The organism is Pseudoalteromonas sp. S1609 (genome assembly GCF_005887255.1).
Taxonomy (GTDB): Bacteria; Pseudomonadota; Gammaproteobacteria; order Enterobacterales; family Alteromonadaceae; genus Pseudoalteromonas.
Window position 1 is genome coordinate 1 of sequence record NZ_PNDJ01000072.1, and the last position, 20,160, is coordinate 20,160.

At 41.9% G+C, this 20,160-nt stretch carries 12 protein-coding genes; 8 read left to right on the forward strand and 4 right to left on the reverse strand.

The annotated features are described in order from the left end of the window. Positions 1-351 precede the first annotated feature (351 nt). Both CWB76_RS16555 and CWB76_RS16560 read right to left on the reverse strand, forming a co-directional pair. Positions 352-741, reverse strand: a complete 390-nt coding sequence (locus tag CWB76_RS16555) for a DUF2750 domain-containing protein (RefSeq protein WP_138609064.1) — start codon at positions 739-741, stop codon at positions 352-354. 66 nt (positions 742-807) lie between these two features. Beyond that, positions 808-1,386: a TetR/AcrR family transcriptional regulator gene (locus CWB76_RS16560; RefSeq protein ID WP_008109773.1), complete on the reverse strand. Its 579-nt coding sequence runs from the start codon at positions 1,384-1,386 to the stop codon at positions 808-810. A 157-nt stretch (positions 1,387-1,543) separates the two neighbouring features. Here CWB76_RS16560 and CWB76_RS16565 point away from each other — a divergent pair, with 157 nt between their 5' ends. The 7 genes from CWB76_RS16565 to recD all read left to right on the forward strand — a co-directional run bounded on the left by CWB76_RS16565 (position 1,544) and on the right by recD (position 16,354). After that, a complete protein-coding gene (locus CWB76_RS16565; protein ID WP_138609066.1) occupies positions 1,544-2,587 on the forward strand; it encodes an alkene reductase in 1,044 nt (347 codons plus the stop codon). A gap of 196 nt (positions 2,588-2,783) precedes the next feature. Further along, positions 2,784-5,063 carry a TonB-dependent receptor domain-containing protein gene (locus CWB76_RS16570; protein WP_138609068.1) on the forward strand — a complete coding sequence of 760 codons (2,280 nt, stop codon included), beginning with the start codon at positions 2,784-2,786 and terminating at the stop codon, positions 5,061-5,063. Between the two features lie 68 nt (positions 5,064-5,131). Continuing rightward, entirely contained in the window at positions 5,132-6,262 is a 1,131-nt protein-coding gene (locus tag CWB76_RS16575) for an alkaline phosphatase family protein (protein WP_138609070.1), read from the forward strand. After that, positions 6,259-7,320, forward strand: a complete 1,062-nt coding sequence (locus CWB76_RS16580) for an alkaline phosphatase D family protein (protein WP_138609072.1) — start codon at positions 6,259-6,261, stop codon at positions 7,318-7,320. The genes CWB76_RS16575 and CWB76_RS16580 overlap by 4 nt, the downstream gene beginning before the upstream one ends. Positions 7,321-7,486: 166 nt before the next feature. Then, positions 7,487-10,786, forward strand: coding sequence for an exodeoxyribonuclease V subunit gamma (gene recC / locus CWB76_RS16585; protein ID WP_138609074.1), 3,300 nt, complete (start codon positions 7,487-7,489; stop codon positions 10,784-10,786). Beyond that, entirely contained in the window at positions 10,773-14,339 is a 3,567-nt protein-coding gene (gene recB, locus CWB76_RS16590) for an exodeoxyribonuclease V subunit beta (RefSeq protein ID WP_138609076.1), read from the forward strand. Before recC ends, recB begins: the two co-directional genes overlap by 14 nt. Continuing rightward, positions 14,336-16,354 (forward strand): exodeoxyribonuclease V subunit alpha, encoded by a 2,019-nt coding sequence (gene recD, locus CWB76_RS16595; RefSeq protein WP_138609078.1) that lies wholly within the window; start codon positions 14,336-14,338, stop codon positions 16,352-16,354. Before recB ends, recD begins: the two co-directional genes overlap by 4 nt. Before the next feature lie 13 nt (positions 16,355-16,367). Here recD and CWB76_RS16600 read toward each other — a convergent pair whose 3' ends face one another. After that, positions 16,368-17,000, reverse strand: coding sequence for a trimeric intracellular cation channel family protein (locus CWB76_RS16600; RefSeq protein WP_138609080.1), 633 nt, complete (start codon positions 16,998-17,000; stop codon positions 16,368-16,370). 133 nt (positions 17,001-17,133) lie between these two features. Continuing rightward, entirely contained in the window at positions 17,134-18,423 is a 1,290-nt protein-coding gene (locus CWB76_RS16605) for an amidohydrolase (protein ID WP_138609082.1), read from the reverse strand. 328 nt (positions 18,424-18,751) lie between these two features. Here CWB76_RS16605 and CWB76_RS16610 point away from each other — a divergent pair, with 328 nt between their 5' ends. Further along, positions 18,752-19,810 (forward strand): hypothetical protein, encoded by a 1,059-nt coding sequence (locus tag CWB76_RS16610; RefSeq protein WP_138609084.1) that lies wholly within the window; start codon positions 18,752-18,754, stop codon positions 19,808-19,810. Positions 19,811-20,160: the final 350 nt, after the last annotated feature.

Below are 20,160 nucleotides of genomic sequence, written 5' to 3' on the forward strand. Positions count from 1 at the left end.
GTGACCTTTCAAGGTTGGATTTGCAGCAGTCTGTTTGGTATTTAGGCAAGGCAGCGCCTATGTGGTGTGGGTATTCCCCATAAATAGGCGATAACGCAGTATCCATGCCAAACAGGCGCTGCCCGAAGGGTTCTGCCTAGGGGCTATTTATTCTTTGTTGCCTACATGGATGTAGGTAAGGGGCGTGTGCAGGACGCGGAAGTTTTGCTCGGTTATGACTTGTTCTTACTAGGATGTAAGCCAGTAGAATAACGCAGGAGCAGTTATCGAGCCTACTAGGTTACAACCCTTGTGCCGCGATTAAATCGCCCCTAGCTTGAACAAATTTTAATCTGAAAAGATTAACAGGCCCTAATATTTTCTAATTGATTTATTCAACTGCGTTTGAAATTCATCAGGAAATAAAATTGTGCCGTCGTCTTCTTCGGTAGGGAACACGGCAACTAGTAAGTCGTCTTCTTCAAGGCCTGGCGTCCAGCGGCTAAACCAATCTGCTGTTGGAATTGCTTTTGGTGTACATCCTTCCCATTCACCGGTTGCCCATGCTTGTGCAAACTCACGGGTTGGCCATACGGGTACGCAATCGTCGTCTTCGTTAGTGAGCATTACGCAGCCGTCGTCATCGTTTAAAATCCACACTTGCTTAAACTGTTGCACAGTTTCGTACATGTATGCGAGTCGTTTTTTTGCGCCAAGACCTAAAATTACGTCGTCTTGCTTTGATAAATTGTCAGTGGTCATTTTTGGCTCTCTCTCACTGTGGGGGGAATACAAAAGGCAGCGACATACTGCGCTTTAAAATTAAGTTTAGCTAATGGCTGCAAGCAGCTCGTCGGCTAGTTGGTTTAGTGCGTCAGGGTCTTGATTTGTTAATGCATAAGTGCGCAATCCATAAATACCCATAACACAAAATCGTGCTAGTTCTATGGCACTTCGTCCATTGGTAATTTCTTTGTTATCTATCGCTTTTTGTAATTGCTGCGCAAAGGCATGCTCGTACGCCGTTAAATTAGTACGTAATACGTGGCAAATTTGTGGATCGTTACCCTCTACCTCGCTAATGCTTTTTGTAAGCAAGCACACTTTAGTTGCTTCGCCGTCAATACATTCTTGCACAATGATATTAAGGTATTGTTTCAGCGTATCTAAAATACAATTACTGTGCTCAAACAGCGCCGTAAATTGTGTATTGCGATCGGTTTGGTATTGCTCCGTAGCGGCTAAAAAAATACCTTTTTTATTACCAAATGCTCCATACAAAGAACCCGGATGTAAATGGGTTGCTTGAGTCAATTTTTGCATACTGGTTTTTGCATAGCCATGAAGCATAAACATGGCCATAGCCTGGCGTAGTACAAACTCTTTATCAAATTCTGCAGTTCTCATAATGACTCTTTTAGTGGAGAGAGTAGTAATGAAGAAATTTATTTTTCTTAGGCCTAGGTGGCAGTTTACGCAATCTTAAACAAAGTTTCAAAATTATACTTGAATATTCATTCAAGTGACCTTATCTTGAATGTACATTCAACAAAGGATAAATATTATGTCGATTGACTTACTTTCACCTTTTAAATTAAATAACAGCATAGAACTGCAAAACCGCGTACTTATGGCACCATTGACCCGTTGTATGGCAGATGACAATTTAGTGCCAACACAAGCCATGGTTGATTACTACGCTCGCCGTGCTGATGTAGGCTTAATTATTAGTGAAGCCATTATTATCCGTGCTGATGCTCAAGGTTATCCAAATACACCTGGGCTTTTCACTAGCGAACAAATTCAAGGTTGGAAAAAAGTCACTGACGCAGTACATGCTAATGGCGGAAAAATGTTTGCACAACTATGGCATGTTGGCCGTGTAGCACACCCTCACTTTTTTGGTGGTGATGTTTTGGCGCCATCGGCAATTGGGGTTGAAGGTTCAGTGCCGCGTATGCGCGAGCTCACTTATGTTACGCCAAAGCCTGTAACTACAGACGACATTAAAGGCTTAGTGGCTGACTACGCTAAAGCCGCAGAAAATGCGATGGAAGCGGGTTTTGACGGCGTAGAAATTCACGGTGCTAATGGTTATTTAATTGATCAATTTTTACATTATGCGGCAAATGAACGTGATGACGAGTACGGGCAAACACCAGAAAACATGTCGCGCTTTGCACTGGAAGTAACCGATGCAGTTATTGATGTTGTAGGCAATGAGCGTACCGCTATGCGTTTAACACCGGGTGCCTACTTTAATATGAGCGAAGACAATCGCGATAAAGCAGTATTTGACTACTTATTACCAGAGCTTGAAAACCGCAAGTTAGCTTATTTACACGGCGGTATTTTTGACGACAGCATGCGTTTTGATTCACTAGAAGGTAAATCAACCTCTGAGTTTTTACGAGCTGGTTATGCCAGTACCTTAGTGGGTGTAGGTAGTTATAGTTTTGAAACTGCGAAAGAAGCGATTAACGACAATAAATTTGATTTAATTGCTATTGGTCGCCCGCTTATAGCTAACCCAGATTACATTAGCAAAATTAAAAACGGCGAAGAAGTCACAGCTTACAGTGATGAAATGCTAGCTGAATTGAAATAGCAGCTAATTTTTTAAAAAATAATATAGCACTCATGGGCAACCGTGAGTGTCTTTTTTTATACATTTATTTGCCATAATTTACTCATAATTGTTTAATCTTGCTGTCAATAAAGTTCCCCCTCGTTGTCATATTTAAAAAATAGACTGTGCCCGCTTTCATAATTACCTTTCATAATTAGAATCAAACGGGACAACAATGTACGCTTTAAAAAATAAATCGATTTTGAGCATGGCTGTGGCCATGGCGGTATCAACTTCAGCTTATGCTAACGATAACGATAACGTGATAGAAGAAGTAACCGTTACTGCAAAACCAACCAGTTATGCAAACAACGTTATTGAACCTGCCATGCTTGAGCAACAAAGCTCGGTATCGAGTGTGCTATCAGTAATAGATAACTTACCTGGCATTAGCATAAACGAAGGCGACGCATTTGGCGGCGACGATTGGTCAACCACTATTACCATGCGTGGTTTTAGTATTGACTCAAACCAGCAGCAATTAGGTATGACGGTAGACGGTATTCCTAATGGCGGTTCTAATTATGGCGGTGGTGCTAAAGCGAATCGTTACCTAGATAGCGAAAACTTGGTGACTGTGGAAGTTGGCCAAGGTACCTCAGATATTAAATCAGCCTCGTTAGAGGCGCTAGGCGGTACTTTTAACTTTGTAAGTAAAGCGCCTAGCTTTGAAAAAAGCACCACTTTTGCATATACCTCAGGCAGCCATGACGCAAGTCGCTATTACGTTAAACACGAAACTGGCACCATTTTTGATAATACTCAAGCGTATGTGAGTTATTCGCAAACCGATACTAGCCGTTGGATTGGCTCGGGCAGCAATGGTGGGAAAGATAACCAACACGCTGAAGCGAAATTTGTCACCACCCTTGATGAGTTAACTATAACAGGGCGTTTATCTTACGATGATGTAAGCGAGACGAATTACAACAGCGTGAGCTTGGCACAATTTGAACAAACTCCAGATTGGGATCAACTAACATGGAACTGGGCAGGCGTTCCGCACTTTGACCAAATGTTTGCAGAAGGTTGGGGCACATTACGTGAAAACACTCTAGGGTATTTAAAGTTTGAATACGCGATTTCACCCACCTCATTGTTAACCATTAGCCCTTATTATCATAAAAACTCAGGCCGAGGTGATTGGATCCCTCCTTATTTAACGTCCCCTGTAGATGAAAATGGTAACCCAACCACAGAGGGTGGTACAAACGCAGGCTCTTATGGCTTTACAGATAGTAATGGTAACCCACTTGCTCCCAATGCAGGTTGTACGGCTAGCTTAAACTGGCCGTGGGAGTCAGGCCCTGAGCTTAATCCTGCATGTTACGATGCTGATGCAACGCCAGTTATGTCTTATCGTCATACACATTATAATAAAGACCGTTTAGGGGTAACTGCTAATTATCAAGCAAGCATTGGCATGCACGATATTGAAGCCGGTTTTTGGTATGAGCAAAGCGACCGTGATGAGTCACGAGATTGGCATAAAGTTATAGATGCGCGTATTTATCATCATTTTGATAACACCCCTTATTGGACGCAATATAAAAACACCTTTGAGACCGATACGCTCAAATGGTACGCCCAAGACTCAATGGCATTTGGCGACTTAACCCTTAATCTAGGGGTGAAAAAGTACTTAGTAGACATAGAAAAGTATGACCATTATCAAAATGCGACAACAGCTAAAGTAAACAGTGATTCAGACCTTCTATTTAGTGGCGGCATTTTGTATCAGCTAAATAGTAATACTGAGTTATTTACCAGCTATAGCGAAAACTTTGCCGCCATTAAAGATGGTGTGCTTGAGCGCGACAGCTCTGACTTATCAGCTATTAAGCCAGAAACCGCTGAAAATATTGATCTAGGTGTACGCTATCAAAATAATGCACTTAAGCTAACGGCAACGGCCTATTCAATTGAATTTGATAACCGTATTACCTTTATCGCACCAGGCAGCGACACGGGGGGTATTGATTACACCATAGGTACTAACGGCTCGTACCTAAATGTGGGCGGTATTGAATCGACAGGTTTAGAACTGTCAGCAAGTTATATGCTTAATAATGAGTGGAATGTATATAGCTCATACACCAATAATAGCTCTGAATACAAAGGCGATGCGCCAGGCTTTGAAGCAGGAGGCAAAGTAATTGATTCAGTAGATGATTTATTTGTGCTTTCAACCGATTATTACAGCGGTGATTTCCGCTTTGGTTTATCGGCTAAATACACTGGCGAGCGTGGCGATGTAGATAGCTATACCGTGGTTGATTTAAATGCAGGCTACGCAGCTGAAGTTAATGCTGGCCCCTTCAAAGCAATTGATATTGCTTTTGTGGTTTACAACATTACTGATGAAAGCTACCTAGCGGGCGGCACAGGTAATGGAAGCACTTACTTTATTGGCGCCCCACGCACAGCAGCCGTGACGTTAACCGCCACGTTTTAAAACGTAATAAACGTAATTAAGCCCATCATTGATGGGCTTTTTGCTATAAAAAGGTTGATGAGAACACAATGAAAAGCATGATAAAAATAACTGGCTTAAGTTTAATTTTATTGTTTAATAATATGGCATTGGCAGCACCGCAAAATGTTGTGTTGGTAACTTTAGATGGGGTTCGCTGGCAAGAAGTCTTTAATGGTGCCGATAGCAAGCTGATTAATAATAAAGATTTTGTTAAACAACCAGCACATTTAAAGAGCCAATTTTGGCATGAAAGTCCGCAACAGCGTCAACAGTTGTTAATGCCATTTTTAACTCAAACCATTGCAAAACACGGCGTTATTATTGGCGATAGGGCTAAAGGCTCAACTATGTCGGTGAGTAATCCGTGGTATTTTTCATATCCTGGGTATAACGAAATTCTTACTGGTGAAGTGGATGAAAGTATCAACAGTAACGACAAGGTATTCAACCCAAATAAAACTATTTTAGAGCGTTTAAACGCCCAACCTGAATTTAAAAACAGCACCGCGTTATTTGGTAGTTGGGATGTGTTTCCTTACATTGTAAATACTAAGCGCAGTAAAGTGCAGGTGAATGCGGGGTTTATGCGCGTTGCTGATGATTTATTTGCCGACGCAGCGCTACTTAATGCGCTACAAACAGAAATACCCAGCCCATGGCACAATGTACGGCTTGATAGTTTTACCTATCGTTTTGCCAAAGCGTATATGCTGGCGAAAAAACCAAGACTACTGGTGATTAGTTTAGGAGAGACTGACGACTTTGCTCACGATGGCCATTACGATGCTTACTTAAAGTCGGCCAAACAAAGCGATGCATTTTTAAATGATTTATGGCAAACCATTCAAAGCACAGCGGGTTACAAAAATAATACCACGTTAATTGTTACTACTGATCATGGCCGTGGAAGTCACGCCAGTGATTGGCAACATCACAGCTCTAAACGGGCATTAGCAAATTCGGAGCAGGGTAAAAAGGCATTTCCTGAGGGAATTATTGGCTCTGAGCATATTTGGCTGGCAGCTATTGGCCCTGCAATTAAAAATAACGGCTTAATTAAAACTAAAAACGAGCTTAAACAAGCGCAAGTTGCCGCCACCGTTTTAAAAGCACTTGGGCAAAACCCACACATAATTAACCCTAATATGGCACCGGCTATTAATGAGATTTTAAAATGAAACAGTTACTAAAAACCGTTAAGTATTCTGCACTGTCACTGACTATTGTGATTAGCAGTGTAGCAATGGCTGCGCCGTCTAAAATATTATTTGGTTCTTGCGGGCACCAAGATAAAGACATTCCTATATTTAACGCCATTAACAAAGAGCAGAGTGATTTATTTATTTTTTTAGGCGATAACATTTATGGCGATACTAACGACATGGCTGTACTTAAAAATAAATACCAACGCCTTGGGGCAAAGCCTGGCTTTAAAGCACTACGCGCAAAAACACCAATAATAGCCATGTGGGATGATCACGATTATGGTCAAAATGACGCGGGGAAAGAGTATCCGCATAAGGAAGCATCGCGACAAATCATGCTCGATTTTTGGCAAGAACCGGCAAATTCAAAACGCCGTACCCGTGCTGATGGTATTTATACCTCGTACATGTATGGCGAAGGCGAGCAAACCGTGCAGGTGATCATGCCAGATTTACGCTTTAATCGTGACACACTTAATTCTGTTAGCGAGCTTGAGTATTACACCAAGCGTAAACTAAATAACCAAGGCCCGTACAGTCCAACTGAAGTTAAAGGCGCGTCAATGCTAGGGGAGGCACAGTGGCAATGGCTTGAAGCCGAGCTGAAAAAGCCAGCGGCAATAAAGCTAATAGCGTCAAGCTTGCAGTTACTGCCAGATTTTACCGGCTGGGAGTCGTGGGCAAATTTTCCTGAGGATCGAAACCGTTTATTTGCGTTAATTAAAAAACACCAAGTAAATGGTGTGATTATTATTAGTGGCGATACTCACTGGGGCGAGATTTCAAGGTATCAACATAACCTTGATTACCCGCTTATTGAAATGACCAGCTCAGGCCTGACAGAAAAGTGGAAAGACGTTAGCCCTAACCAGCATCGTGTCGGTGATTACACGCATAATGTTAACTATGGTGATTTAAGCATAGACTGGCAACAAGTCGACCCTGCTATTTCATTAAAGCTTAAAGGCATTGAGGGTCAGGTTATTATGCAAAGTGACTTTAGTCTTTCAAGTATTAGTCCTTATAAATAGCATCACCATTTAAATAATAAACGCACTGCGGTTCAAGCTGTGCGTTTAAAAGTTCATCTATTGGCGGGCTAACTTGCTGATTTATTAACGCCAATGCTCCCTTAGCGCTACCGCTTAAATTGAAAATATCTTACACTGGCTTTATCTCAAGTAAGGCTGGTATCGTATGCTCAATATTATTCAATCAAACCGTATGGAAGCCCTGCAAGCGCAGTTTCATCAGCTATTAAAAATAAACCCATTGCAAAGCCCATTTGATAAAGAAGTGGTGTTAGTGCAATCGCCGGGTATGTCGCAGTGGCTTAAAATCGGTTTAAGTGAAAATTTAGGCGTAGCTGCACAGGTAGACTTTCCGCTGCCGTCGAGTTTTATTTGGCAGTTGTATCAGCAGTTACTGCCAAATGTGCCTAAAGAGTCGGCCTTTAATAAACCTAACCTTGCTTGGAAATTATTTGCCATTTTACCCCAGTGCATAAATGAGCCGCTGTACTTACCGCTTAAAACCTATTTAGAGGGCGATATTGACGGCCAAAAAACCTTTGCTCTATGTGAAAAAATAGCCGATGTGTACGACCAATATTTGATGTACCGCCCCCATTGGATAGCCACTTGGGATAGTGGCACCGATGAGCTTGACGATGTTGATATAACGATTGCGCCTTGGCAACCCGATTTATGGCGTCGTATCGTCAAATTAAGCAAGCAGCTGGGGCAAAGCCAATTTCACCGTGCCAATATGCAAGGGCAGTTACTCAGTGCACTTGAGAGCATGGATAGCAGCTTATTACCAAAACGCATTAGCTTATTTGGCATATCTGCCATTGCTAGCTCGCAGCTTGAGGTGTTTGAAGCCTTAAGTAAAAAAACTGAAGTGTTTTTGTTCTTTTTTAACCCTAGCGAGCATTACTGGGGCGATATTATTGATGAAAAAACAGCCGCTAAAATCACCGCTAAATATGCCAAAATGCCGCTGCTGGAAGCACAGCAAAAAAAGCACACCAACCCTGATGAGGAATACTATTTTATTGGTAATCCGCTATTGTCATCGTGGGGTAAACTCGGCCGCGATTATTTTGAGCAACTAGTACAGCTTGATGCCCGCTGGATTGATGGCTTTATAGATGCATTTGACGATAGCTTGCTCGGCCAAGTGCAAAGTGAAATTTACCAACTTGCCTTTAAAGGTGAGTCGCTCACCGATGATAAAGAATGGTTTATTAACGACGAGGGCAAGCTGCCAATTACTGCAAACGATGCAAGCATTACACTAAGTGATTGCCATACACCGCTTCGAGAAGTAGAGCGTTTGCACGATTACTTACTTAATTTATTTAATCAAAATCCAGCGCTTACCCCTAAAGACATCATCGTGATGATGCCCGATGTTGGCACCTACAGCCCTTATATTGAAGCAGTTTTTGGTGGTGCACAGGGCAGCCGATTTATACCTTATGCGCTAGCTGATTTAGCCATAGAGCAAGAAAAGCCAGTACTGAGTTCGTTTGCTAGTTTAGCTAATTTACCATTTTCGCGCTTTGGTGTGTCGGATATTCTCGATTTATTACAGGTTACCCAAATTGCTGAAAAATTTGGCTTAGAAGCGCATGAATATGAGCAAATTCAGTATTGGTTGGAGCGTGTTGGCGTTAAATGGGGTGTAAACGCTGAACATAAAAGTAGCTTTGATTTACCCGCAATTGAGCTTAACACTTGGCAACATGGCTTAAACCGGTTACTACTGGGTATTGCCATGCGCGATGAACAATGCCCATTTAATGGCATTTACAGTGCTGATGAGGTTGAGGGCATGGCACTTGATACACTTAATAAGCTGGTACATTTTATTGATGTTCTGCAAGACTTCAAAGCTAAGCTCACCCCCGATGACACACTCACCAATAAAGCCCAAATTTTAAATGAGCTGCTCAATACTATTTATGAAAGCGAAAGCGACGACAGTTGGGATTTATTAGTACTACAAAAAGTACTCGAAGATATAGGTAAGCACCACGATAACGGTGATTACAGTGAGGCCGTATCGCAGCGCATTGTTAGCTATTTAATTAAACAAGGCATACAAGAAAAAGGTGTCGGCCAGCGTTTTTTAGTGGGGCAAGTAAATTTCTGTACGTTAATGCCAATGCGCGCCGTGCCGTTTAAGGTGGTGTGTATGCTAGGCTTAAACGATGCCGATTACCCGCGTACCGTGCAGCCTATCGGGTTTGACCTAGTACCTTATTCTAAAAAGCAAAAAGGTGACCGTTCACGAAAACTCGATGACCGTTATCTCTTTTTAGAAGCGCTTCTTAGTGCCCGAGATAATTTATATATGAGCTACATTGGTCGCTCATGTTTTGATAACCAGCCACGAATGCCATCAACACTTGTCAGTGAATTGTTAGAATACATAGGTCGCAGCTTTAAACTTAGCGAACCCAGTGATAAACCCTTGCCAGATTGCCTTATTAGCCAACAACATTTACAACCTTTTAATAGTCATTATTATTTGCCAGCTAGCGCTGAACAGGCAGGGCTTAACAACCACAGCTATAACCCAATTTGGCTGCCTAGCGAAGCCTTTGAGCCAAAAGCAATCACTGCGCTTGATGTAACGCCTCCAGAGCTGCTTGATCTTGATATGTTTATTCGCAGTGTGTGCCACGCCCAAGAGAGCTTTTATCAGCAAAGCCTAGGGTTACGTTTGCCGCAATTTAACGATATAGCCAAAGATGAAGAACCGTTTAGCTTAGATGCGCTGCGCCGTTATTTTTACCTTGATGAAATACTTGAAGCTAATATTAACGATACACCACTGAGTACCGAACAAATACTGCAGCGCGGTGAGTTGCCGCAAGCCCATGTTGGCAGCTTAATTTATGAGAGCATGCAACATCGCGTTGATGCGCTTGCAGGGCAAGTAAAACAACAAATAAAAGCGGGTAAAAGCGAACCGATAGAGGTGTTACTTTTGCTTGAAAACACCACCATTGAAGGCTGGTTAAACCATGTGTATATGCAAAAACAAGTGTTTTATCGCAGTGCTAGTATTAAAGCTAAAGATTTAATTAAAGGCTTTATTTATCATCTTGCTGCACAAAGCATGCAACAAGAGGTTGAAACTTTATTACTGGGTTTAGATAAACAAATTAGCTTTGCCCCAATGAGTAAAGCCGATGCCGATTTACTGCTCGCAGATTGGTTTGAGCTTTATAAAGCATTACGCAACAAGCCCGTCGCGTTTTTTCCGGTAAGTGGTTATGAATACGTAAAAAGCGGTAGTGATATGGCAAAAGCCAACAGTAAATTTAGTCCACAGTATATTGGCCGAGGCGAAGGAGAAAACCCATATATTCGTTTAACAGTGCAATCACTTAATGACTGCCAAGACGAATTTATACATTGGAGCGATAAGCTACTCGCCCCATTATTCGAGCACGCCAAGGAGAGTGACTATGCAAGCGCTTAATCCGCTCACTATGCCATTATTAGGGCAAAGCTTAATTGAAGCCAGTGCTGGCACAGGTAAAACCTACACGATCACGGGTTTGTATTTGCGTTATTTATTGGGCATGCAAATACCTGGTGAGCTGAATACGCCATTGAGTGTTGAGCAAATTTTGGTAGTCACCTTTACCGATGCCGCCACGCAAGAAATTAAAGACCGTGTTCGTAGCCGAATTATTGCCGCGCGTGATGCGTTACTTGGGCAAGTACCCAATGATGAGCTAATTGAGGGTGTAATAGCGGGCGTTGATGACAAGCACCGTGCATTTGACTTACTCGATGCCGCAGCTAAATCAATGGACGAAGCAGCTATTTTTACCATTCATGGTTTTTGTCAGCGAATGCTAAAACAGCATGCGTTTGAATCCGGTGTGGCATTTAACTTAGAGTTCATTTTAGATGAGCGCGATATTCTGCTTGAATCCATAAAAGACTTTTGGCGTGCGTTTGTATACCCACTCAGTAAAGAAAGAACAGATGCGATTTTAGCGGTATTTGCTGCGCCCGAATCACTATTTAGTCATGTAAGTAGTATTTTAAATAAGGCGAACGCAGAGATAACACCGCAAGTTAGTTTAGATGCGGTATGGCAAGCGCGAGATGAATACTTGGCGTGTGTTCCAGCCTTTAAAAAAGCCTGCCTAGAGCAAGAGTTTATTGGTGCTGTTAAAGCATCCGATTTAAGTGGCTCAAAAACACCTGGGCGAAAGGGCAGTCTTGCTGCACTTGAAGCATTTTGCTTAGGCAGTGATGACTTTTTTGAATTTGGTACCAGTAAGTATTCGTTTGAGGTGTGGAGTAGCGAGAACTTAAGTAATGCCGCTAATTATAAAAAAAATGGCACATTACTGACGCATCCACTTATTAGCCAATTCGATGCCTTAGCCGCACTTAACAACACCATTAACCAAGGGTTAAAAATTGCGATAGTGCAATATGCGGCGAGCTGGGTAAAAGCGGCCATAGTTAAACGCAAACAAGAACAAAGCGTGATCACCCCTGACGATTTACTGACTAATTTACACAGTGCCTTAAAGAGTGAACAAGGTGATGTGCTCGCACAAAAAATAGCGCAGTTATTTCCGGTGGCAATGATAGATGAGTTTCAGGATACTGACCCGATTCAGTACGGGATTTTTAGTAAAATTTATGCTCAAAGCAATACCACTTTAGCTATGATAGGCGATCCCAAACAAGCAATTTATGGGTTTAGGGGCGCAGATATATTTACCTACATTGGCGCAAAAGAAGCGGTAGATGAGCCACAACAATTTACATTGGGCACTAACTTTCGCTCAAGCAGTGATATTGTAAATAGCGTAAATAGCTTATTTAGCAAATACGAAAACAGCTTTATTTATAACGACGCCATTCCATTTAATAAAGTGAAAGCGAAAGGAAAAAAAGCAGATGAGTCGTTTTTAATTGACGGTAAACCTGCCACCGCCTTTGAGTTTAATGTGTTTGTAGATGAAGCCGGCGATGAAAAAAATAAGCCGACCAGTAAAGGCTTAGGGCAAGCTCATTTAGCCACCCATTTTACCAATAAAATTGTTACTTTACTTGAGCAGGCAAACCAAGGAATAGCCTGTATTGGCAGTACGCCGGTAAGCGCTGCTGATATTTGTATTTTGGTGCGCGACCGCGTTGAAGCACAAATAATGAAGCAAGCGCTGAGTAAAGCTAATATTGCCAGTGTGTATTTATCGCGCGACAGTGTATTTAGCCAAGAGTTAAGTCATCACTTGCTCAATTTTTTAACGGCTTTGCATGGTCAGTACGATGAGGCGTTACTACGCGGTGTATTAGCTGGCCCGTTATTTTGTTTAAGCTATAACGATATTTTTGCTCTAGCCGATGATGAAAATAGCTGGCAAGAACACCTAAACTTTTTTGCTCAACTTAGCCATATTTGGCATAAGCAAGGGGCAATGGCAATGCTCGAACGCTTACTGAGTCACAATCAGCTCAGTGCCAAATGGCAAGGTTTGGGCTATAACGTAGAACGGTGGCTTACCGACTTTAGACATCTTGGCGAAATACTGCAGCAAAAACAAATAGAGCTTGAAGGGACACTTCGTTTATTACGTTGGTTTGCGCAAAAGGTGAGCCAGCAAGATGGCGAAACAGTGCAAGTTCGCTTAGAAAGTGATGCGAACTTAGTTAAAATTGTGACTATGCACGCTTCTAAAGGGCTTGAATACCCATTGGTATTTATGCCATTTGCCAGTGGTTATCGTGAAACTAAAGACGCGCTTTATCATCAAAATGGTAAGTTGATTTACGATTTAAGTAAAAATGAAGATGCCCTGCAAAAAGCCGAGCAAGAACGTTTAGCTGAAGATTTACGTTTGCTTTATGTAGCACTGACTCGTGCAGTGCATTTTTGTTCGCTGGGCGTGTATAACATTTCTCAAGGGCAAAGTAGCCGTTTAGCAATTCAAAGTAGTGCGCTGGGGCATGTATTGTTCTCAGGGTTAGAGATAACCAGCAGCCAAGTGTGGCGCACCCATTTAAGTGAATTTTGTGAGGCTAATCATGCTATGCAATATCAGCAATTTACCTCAGGCGAACTAGTTGAGCAGGGCATACTTCGGTTAAAAAATAGTAACACTAAACAGCACGATTTACTTATTAATACAGTAACGGCGCAGATTGAACGTGACTGGCGAGCAACCAGCTTTAGTGCCTTGAGCTTTAAAAAGCATGCAGAGCAACTTGCTCCTGGACGCAGTGATGAAGATCATCAAAGAGATGAGTTTGCTGTGCAGCAAGATGAACTTCCTTCACCGTATAGCTTTCCAAAGGGTGCAAAACCAGGGAGTTGTTTGCACGAAATATTTGAGCAGCTTGATTTTACCAGTCCGGTAAATCATCCCACGAATACAGAGCAAAACTTAACGGCTGTGATTGAGCGTGCTTTTGAAAAATACCATATTGATGAGCAATGGCAGCAAATTACCGAGCAATGGGTACTCGATGCACTTAATTGCCCGTTAAACAGCGAGAATAATTTAAGTTTGAGCCAATTAGCGCCAAGTGACTGTTTAGTAGAAATGGAGTTTAACTTACCGCTTAGCAGCCTCAGTGCCCCTAAGCTTAATGAAGTGTTGATTAAACATTTTGGCTTTAACCAAAGTAAACTTGAGTTTGCCCATGTTAAAGGGTTACTAAAAGGCTTTATTGATTTAATTTTTTGCTACCAAGGCAAGTATTATATTTTAGATTATAAATCGAATTATTTGGGCAGTACCGCCGCTGATTATGTGCCAGAGCAGCTAGAGCAAGCCATGACCAGCCACCAATATCATTTACAGTATTTAATTTATACCGTAGCGCTGCATCGCTTGCTTAAACAGCGAATTCCCGATTATTCAATAGAGGCGCATTTAGGCGGTGTTTATTATACTTTTTTACGCGGTATGCCAGCAGGTGAGGGAGTGTACTTTAAACAGCTAAGTGCAGATCAAGTCGTTATTTTAGATGGCTTGTTTAGCCAAGGAGCCATGCTATGAGTGATTTAAATCAACAACCGGGTTTGTTTGATGACTTAGATGATGCGCCTTTAGTTGAACCTGTGCTCACAACAGCACAGCCAACGATGCAGGCCAGCGAAAGTATTGAAGTCGTGCCGTTGCTAACGTATTTAACGGACGAACATAGAGTGCGAGTGGTTGATGTAAAACTGGCTGAATTGCTCAGTGGCACAAACGCACAGCAAGGGTATGACGACCTCTTTTATATAATTTTAATGCTGTGTTTATCGCAGCAAAGCCAACATAGCTGTTTAACCCTAACAGAGGTTGACTGGACTAATCCGTTTAATTTACGTCAAAGCGACTTTACTAAACTAGAGGGCACACAGCCTGATACTCTCAGCCCATTTAGTGATGACTATACGACTGAGGCAGCAATACGTTATTTACTCTCACATCACAGTGTTGGGGAGCAAAAGCCGCTGCAATTGTTTAATCAACGATTATATTTTTCTCGTTTAGCAGGCTATGAACAGACTCTTGCCCAACGATTACTGACAATGAGCGAACGACAACTTAACATTGATGATGCAGTACTTGCCCAGTTATTAACCCGCTACTTTCCTAATGATCCGAGTATTGACATTGATTGGCAAAAAGTAGCGTGTGCGATTGCCGCCACAAAAGGTTTTAGTGTGATCACGGGCGGGCCTGGCACCGGTAAAACCACCACGGTAACAAAGCTGTTAGCGATTTTACAGTCGTTATATCAAGCGGCGCCATTGAGCATAAAATTAGTAGCACCCACAGGTAAAGCAGCGGCACGGCTAACAGAGTCAATTTTAGGGGCTAAAAATAAGCTTAGTGAAATACCAGATGATATTAACGCGTTGATCCCGCAAAGTGCGCAAACCATTCATCGGTTGTTGGGAGTTAAGCCATTTATCAATAAATTCCGGCACGATAAAAGCAATCCGTTGCATGTTGATGTATTGATTATTGATGAGGCCAGCATGGTCGACTTATCACTTATGGCTAAATTAATTGAGGCCTTGCCAGATCATGCACGATTGATTTTACTCGGCGATAAAGACCAACTTGCCTCGGTTGATACTGGCAGCGTAATGAGTGATTTATGCCAAGGGTTAGTGCTTGGACAAACACCGTGTTATTCAAAAGTACGCTGTGAGCAATTGAACACGCTGTGCTTTAATGGCACTGTTAAACTCAACGCGCAAACTCAAAGTGAGTTTAAACTCGCGGATTGCATTGCCTTTTTACAACATAGCTATCGGTTTGATGCAAAAAGTGGCATAGGTCAATTGGCGCTGGCGGTTAATACCAACAACCGTGGGATATTAAACTATGTTGAACAACAAAGTAGCGAAGGGCATTTTAGCGATATTATTTTAGACTATGATTTTGTTTCCACACCAATTGAAAAGTTAGTAAATAGTGCCGCAAGTCATTATGCTAATTACCTAAAACTGATAGCGCAAGGTGCCAGTGTTGCGCAAGTGCATGCAGCTTTTGCCAGTTATCAGTTACTTGCTGCAGTACGTGAAGGCGATTACGGCGTTAATAGTTTAAACCAGCGTATTGAACGGGTATTACAGCAGCAAGGTTTAGTTAGCGTTAATCCTAATCAGCGGCATTATATAGGGATGCCGATAATGGTTAGTCAAAACGACTACCAGCTAAAATTATTTAACGGTGATATAGGGATTTTAATGCCCGATGATAGCGGCCAACTCAAGGCACTGTTTATTGATGAGCAAGGGAATGAACGGGCATTTTCACCCGCACGGCTTCCGGTGCACGATAAAGTGTATGTAATGACCATTCATAAATCGCAAGGCTCAGAGTTTAGTTATACCGCGATGGTGTTACCACCGCTCAAGCAGGCGAGTATCGGTATTAATAGGCAATTAGTGTACACGGGAATTACCCGCGCAAAACAGACCTTTGAGCTGGTGGCAGATAAAAAAGTGCTGCAACTGGCCATGGGTAAAAGTGTATCACGGGCGTCAGGCTTGTATGAGCGATTAGTGTAAAGCCATACTTATACTAATCTCTTATTTTTGGAGTTCGTTTTCTAAATAGGTTGGGTTGCCAGCCAAAATGCAGTGCGCCCAATCTTAGAAAGACGGTTACCAATAATGAACCTATAATGCACCATAAATAAGGAGCTTCTAATAAAAATAGTGTGGCATAGGTTAAGCCTCCTGCAAAACACGCGGTGGAGTATAGCTCTTCGCGCATCACCAGTGGTACTTCTCTACAGATCACATCACGTATTAAGCCGCCAAATATACCCGTCGTCATTCCCATTGTAAGCGCAACCACCATGGTTGTACCTTCAATTAATGCTTTTTCAATACCGACCACATTAAAAATAGCCATACCGATGGCATCAACCAGTAACATGTAATAGTTAGACAGGTCGGGCAAGTGGCGAATAAACATAACGGTGACAAAAATAGCGCCATAGGTAGCGTATAAATAATCGGGGTTGGCTATCCAAAATACAGGTTGGTTAAGAAGAATATCTCTGAGCGTGCCACCGCCTAACGCGGTGACTGAGCCAACGACGACAACACCAAATCCACCAATATCTTTGTCGTGGCCTAATAATGCACCTGAAATTGCAAAGAATGCCACGCCAATAAGGCTTAAAAAATTAAAATACTCTGCCGTCATTGAGGTGTCCTTACCAGATTGAGAATTTATATTAGACATTAAAAGATAAGCGATTGGGGATTTATATTAGCTGAATAACACTGTCTATAATGCAAGCACAAGGTTATTAGCCCAGTGCTTGTTATGCTGGTTCTTATTGTAAGTAGTCAACGACCAGTTGAGATAATGATTCTACGCCAAGTTGTAATGCGCTTTCGTCAACATAAAACTGAGGTGAATGATTACTTGGTGCCGTTTTAGCGTTTTGATCTTTTGGAGTAACACCTAAAAAGTAAAACAGCCCAGGGGTTTCTAATGCATAATAGCTAAAGTCTTCTGCACCGGTAATTAAATCTGTGGTAATAATGTTGCCAGCACCTGCAATACGGGCAAGTGTAGGGGTCATTTTTTGGGTCAGTGCAACATTATTTACTGTTACAGGGTAGCCGTGATCTATATGCACATCAGCTTTAGCCCCCGCGGATTCGGCAACCAGTTCAGCGGTTTTAGCTAAACGTTTTTTAATATCGGCACGCATCGTTTGATCAAAGGTTCTAATTGTACCAATAAGCTCTACATTATCGGGGATAATATTTGAGCGTATGCCGCCGTTAATCGCGCCAAATGAAATAACAGAAGGCGCTTTAGTTACATCTACCTGGCGAGAGGCAATTGTTTGAGTTGCCATTATAATTTGTGATGAAGCAACAATGGGATCTACGCCATTCCAAGGGCGCGAGCCATGAGTTTGACGACCCGTTACGTTAATTGTGAAAGAGTCTTCACTGGCCATTAGAGGCCCTTCTCTAAAGCCAATTTGACCAGTATTAAGTGAGCTGGTGACATGCAAGCCAAACATCGCTTCAGGCTTTTGTTTAAATAAACCTTCTTTTAGCATTAGCTCAGCGCCACCTTCTTCTCCCTCGGGGGCACCTTCTTCAGCGGGTTGAAATACAAACAGTACTTCACCCGCTAACTGATCTTTAATTTTTACCAGTGACTCTGCTACGGCCATTAGAATAGCAACATGAGTGTCGTGCCCGCAGGCATGCATAACGCCTACTTCATTACCACGATAGGTTGAGGTTTGTTTAGAGGCAAAGGGTAAATCAACTTGTTCGGTAACGGGTAAAGCATCCATATCGGCACGAAGGGCGATTAAAGGGCCTTTTTTACCACCGCTTAATTTAGCCACAACACCGGTATGCGCAACATCGGTTTGTACTTCAAGACCCAAAGATTTTAAATGGTTAGTAATGTACTTAGCGGTTTCAAATTCGCGATTACTCAGCTCTGGATATTGATGCAAATGGCGACGCCATGTAATGACTTTTTCACTTACACTTTGTGTTGCTTGTTCAAGTTGGGTGTTAATACTACTAGCAAAACTAGGCGCTGAAATTGCAGTAAATAAAACACTGCCAAAAATTATTTTTTTTATCATTTTAATTCCTTGATTTTCATCGTGTGTAATTAACTTACGCTATTACACCAATAAAAAGTAGTGTTGTTTAATAGTTAACCACAGTTAAAAGAAAGTTTATTGATACTGCTTAAGAAGGGGGATAAAGCTATTTTGTTTAACACAATAGTTTGGCGTTTTTGTCGTATTTTAACGCAAATATTTAGCTTTAACGGTGAAAATGATAACAAAATGTTGCATTTTTTAAATTTGTTCCCAATACTGGTCAATGCACTGCTTTTACCATGCACTGACAACAGCGTGTAACAAGCTAAGCATAATAAAAATATTCAATCAGTTAAGGATTAATATGAACAACACACACATTTTTAAACGCGCGACTTTATTTGCAGCAGCAATAGGGCTCTTAATGAGTTTTTCTGCGATGAGTAAAGAGTATAAAGTAGTTTTAATTCATGGTTTGCAAATATCCCAACTTACCAATAAAGCAGGTAGTGATGTAGTAAACGATGGCCAAAGTTATTGGCAGTCTTATTGGGTAAACCGTGCCGACGAGCGCATTGACTGGCCTGCGTATGAACGAATAGAAGGAAAAATTACTACAGATTGGGTATGGCCCAAGCTACAACAGATCTCTCGCTCAAATTTATGCGAGCCAGGCTGCGTGTTTGTAACCCACTCTACCGGTGACTTAGTTGCCCGATATATTATAGATAACCAAGAAAACTGGCTAGAAAACGCGGGTTTAAAACCGCTTAATATTATTGCTACCTTTGATTTAGCGGGTGCTGGTGGCGGTAGTGAATTAGCCGACTTAGCGGTGAGTGCGTTAACCGGCGCATCGTGGAATTTTGCTGTAGATGCTGCATTAACTTGGTGGCTAGGCAGTGAAGTTAATGAGGCGGTTGGTGTATTACATGATTTAAAAGTTAATAATGCACGTAGAATTGCCCCATTACCTGATGCGCGCACACCGCGTTTACGTTTTGTGGCCGATGGTAATGCTTACTTAGGTTTAACGGCTGGCTTTTTGCGTGGTAACGATGATTCGGTAGTCGCTACTCACTCATCATGCGGTGCAAGCTCGGTAAGCTCATTTGGCAGTTGTAGCGCCAATATTGATACCAATGGGCGTTTAAAATCGCAAGGTGATGCTGTTAGTAGCTTCATGCCATACCATTATCCATTAATGATGACTAACAGTTACAGCCATAACGAAATTCAACAAGCGCAGCACCAAGGTAATGTAACGGTGGCAATGAATAATATTAGCGTGGCTGGCGATACATTAGGATATGAAACTGTCGATGAAACTACCGGTAGTTGGTTTTGGAAAAAACAATACCGTTATGTAAAAGACTCTGATAATTTGAGTGCTTCAACGCTCATATATAATGTGATCCCATAAAGGTGATTGTGCGTGCGGCTTTATATGCTGCACGCTTTTGATACTAATTAGCTTTATGCAGTTATTTATTTTTAGCCAAAAAAAGCTTAATGCAAATTGCATCAGCTTTACGTTCTAAAAGTGATTAACTGCTAGGGTCTGTTGACCTTTGCGGATTACAATTTGTTCAAACTAGGGGTGGTTTAATCGCGGCGCGAGGTTTGTAACCTAGTGGGCTCGATAACTGCTCCTGCGTTATTCTACTGGCTTACATCCATGTAAGAATAGGTAAAAACCGAGAAACAAAGAGTAAATCGCCCCTAGGCAGAACCCGAAGGGCTGCGCCTGTTTGGTATTGATGCTGCGTTATC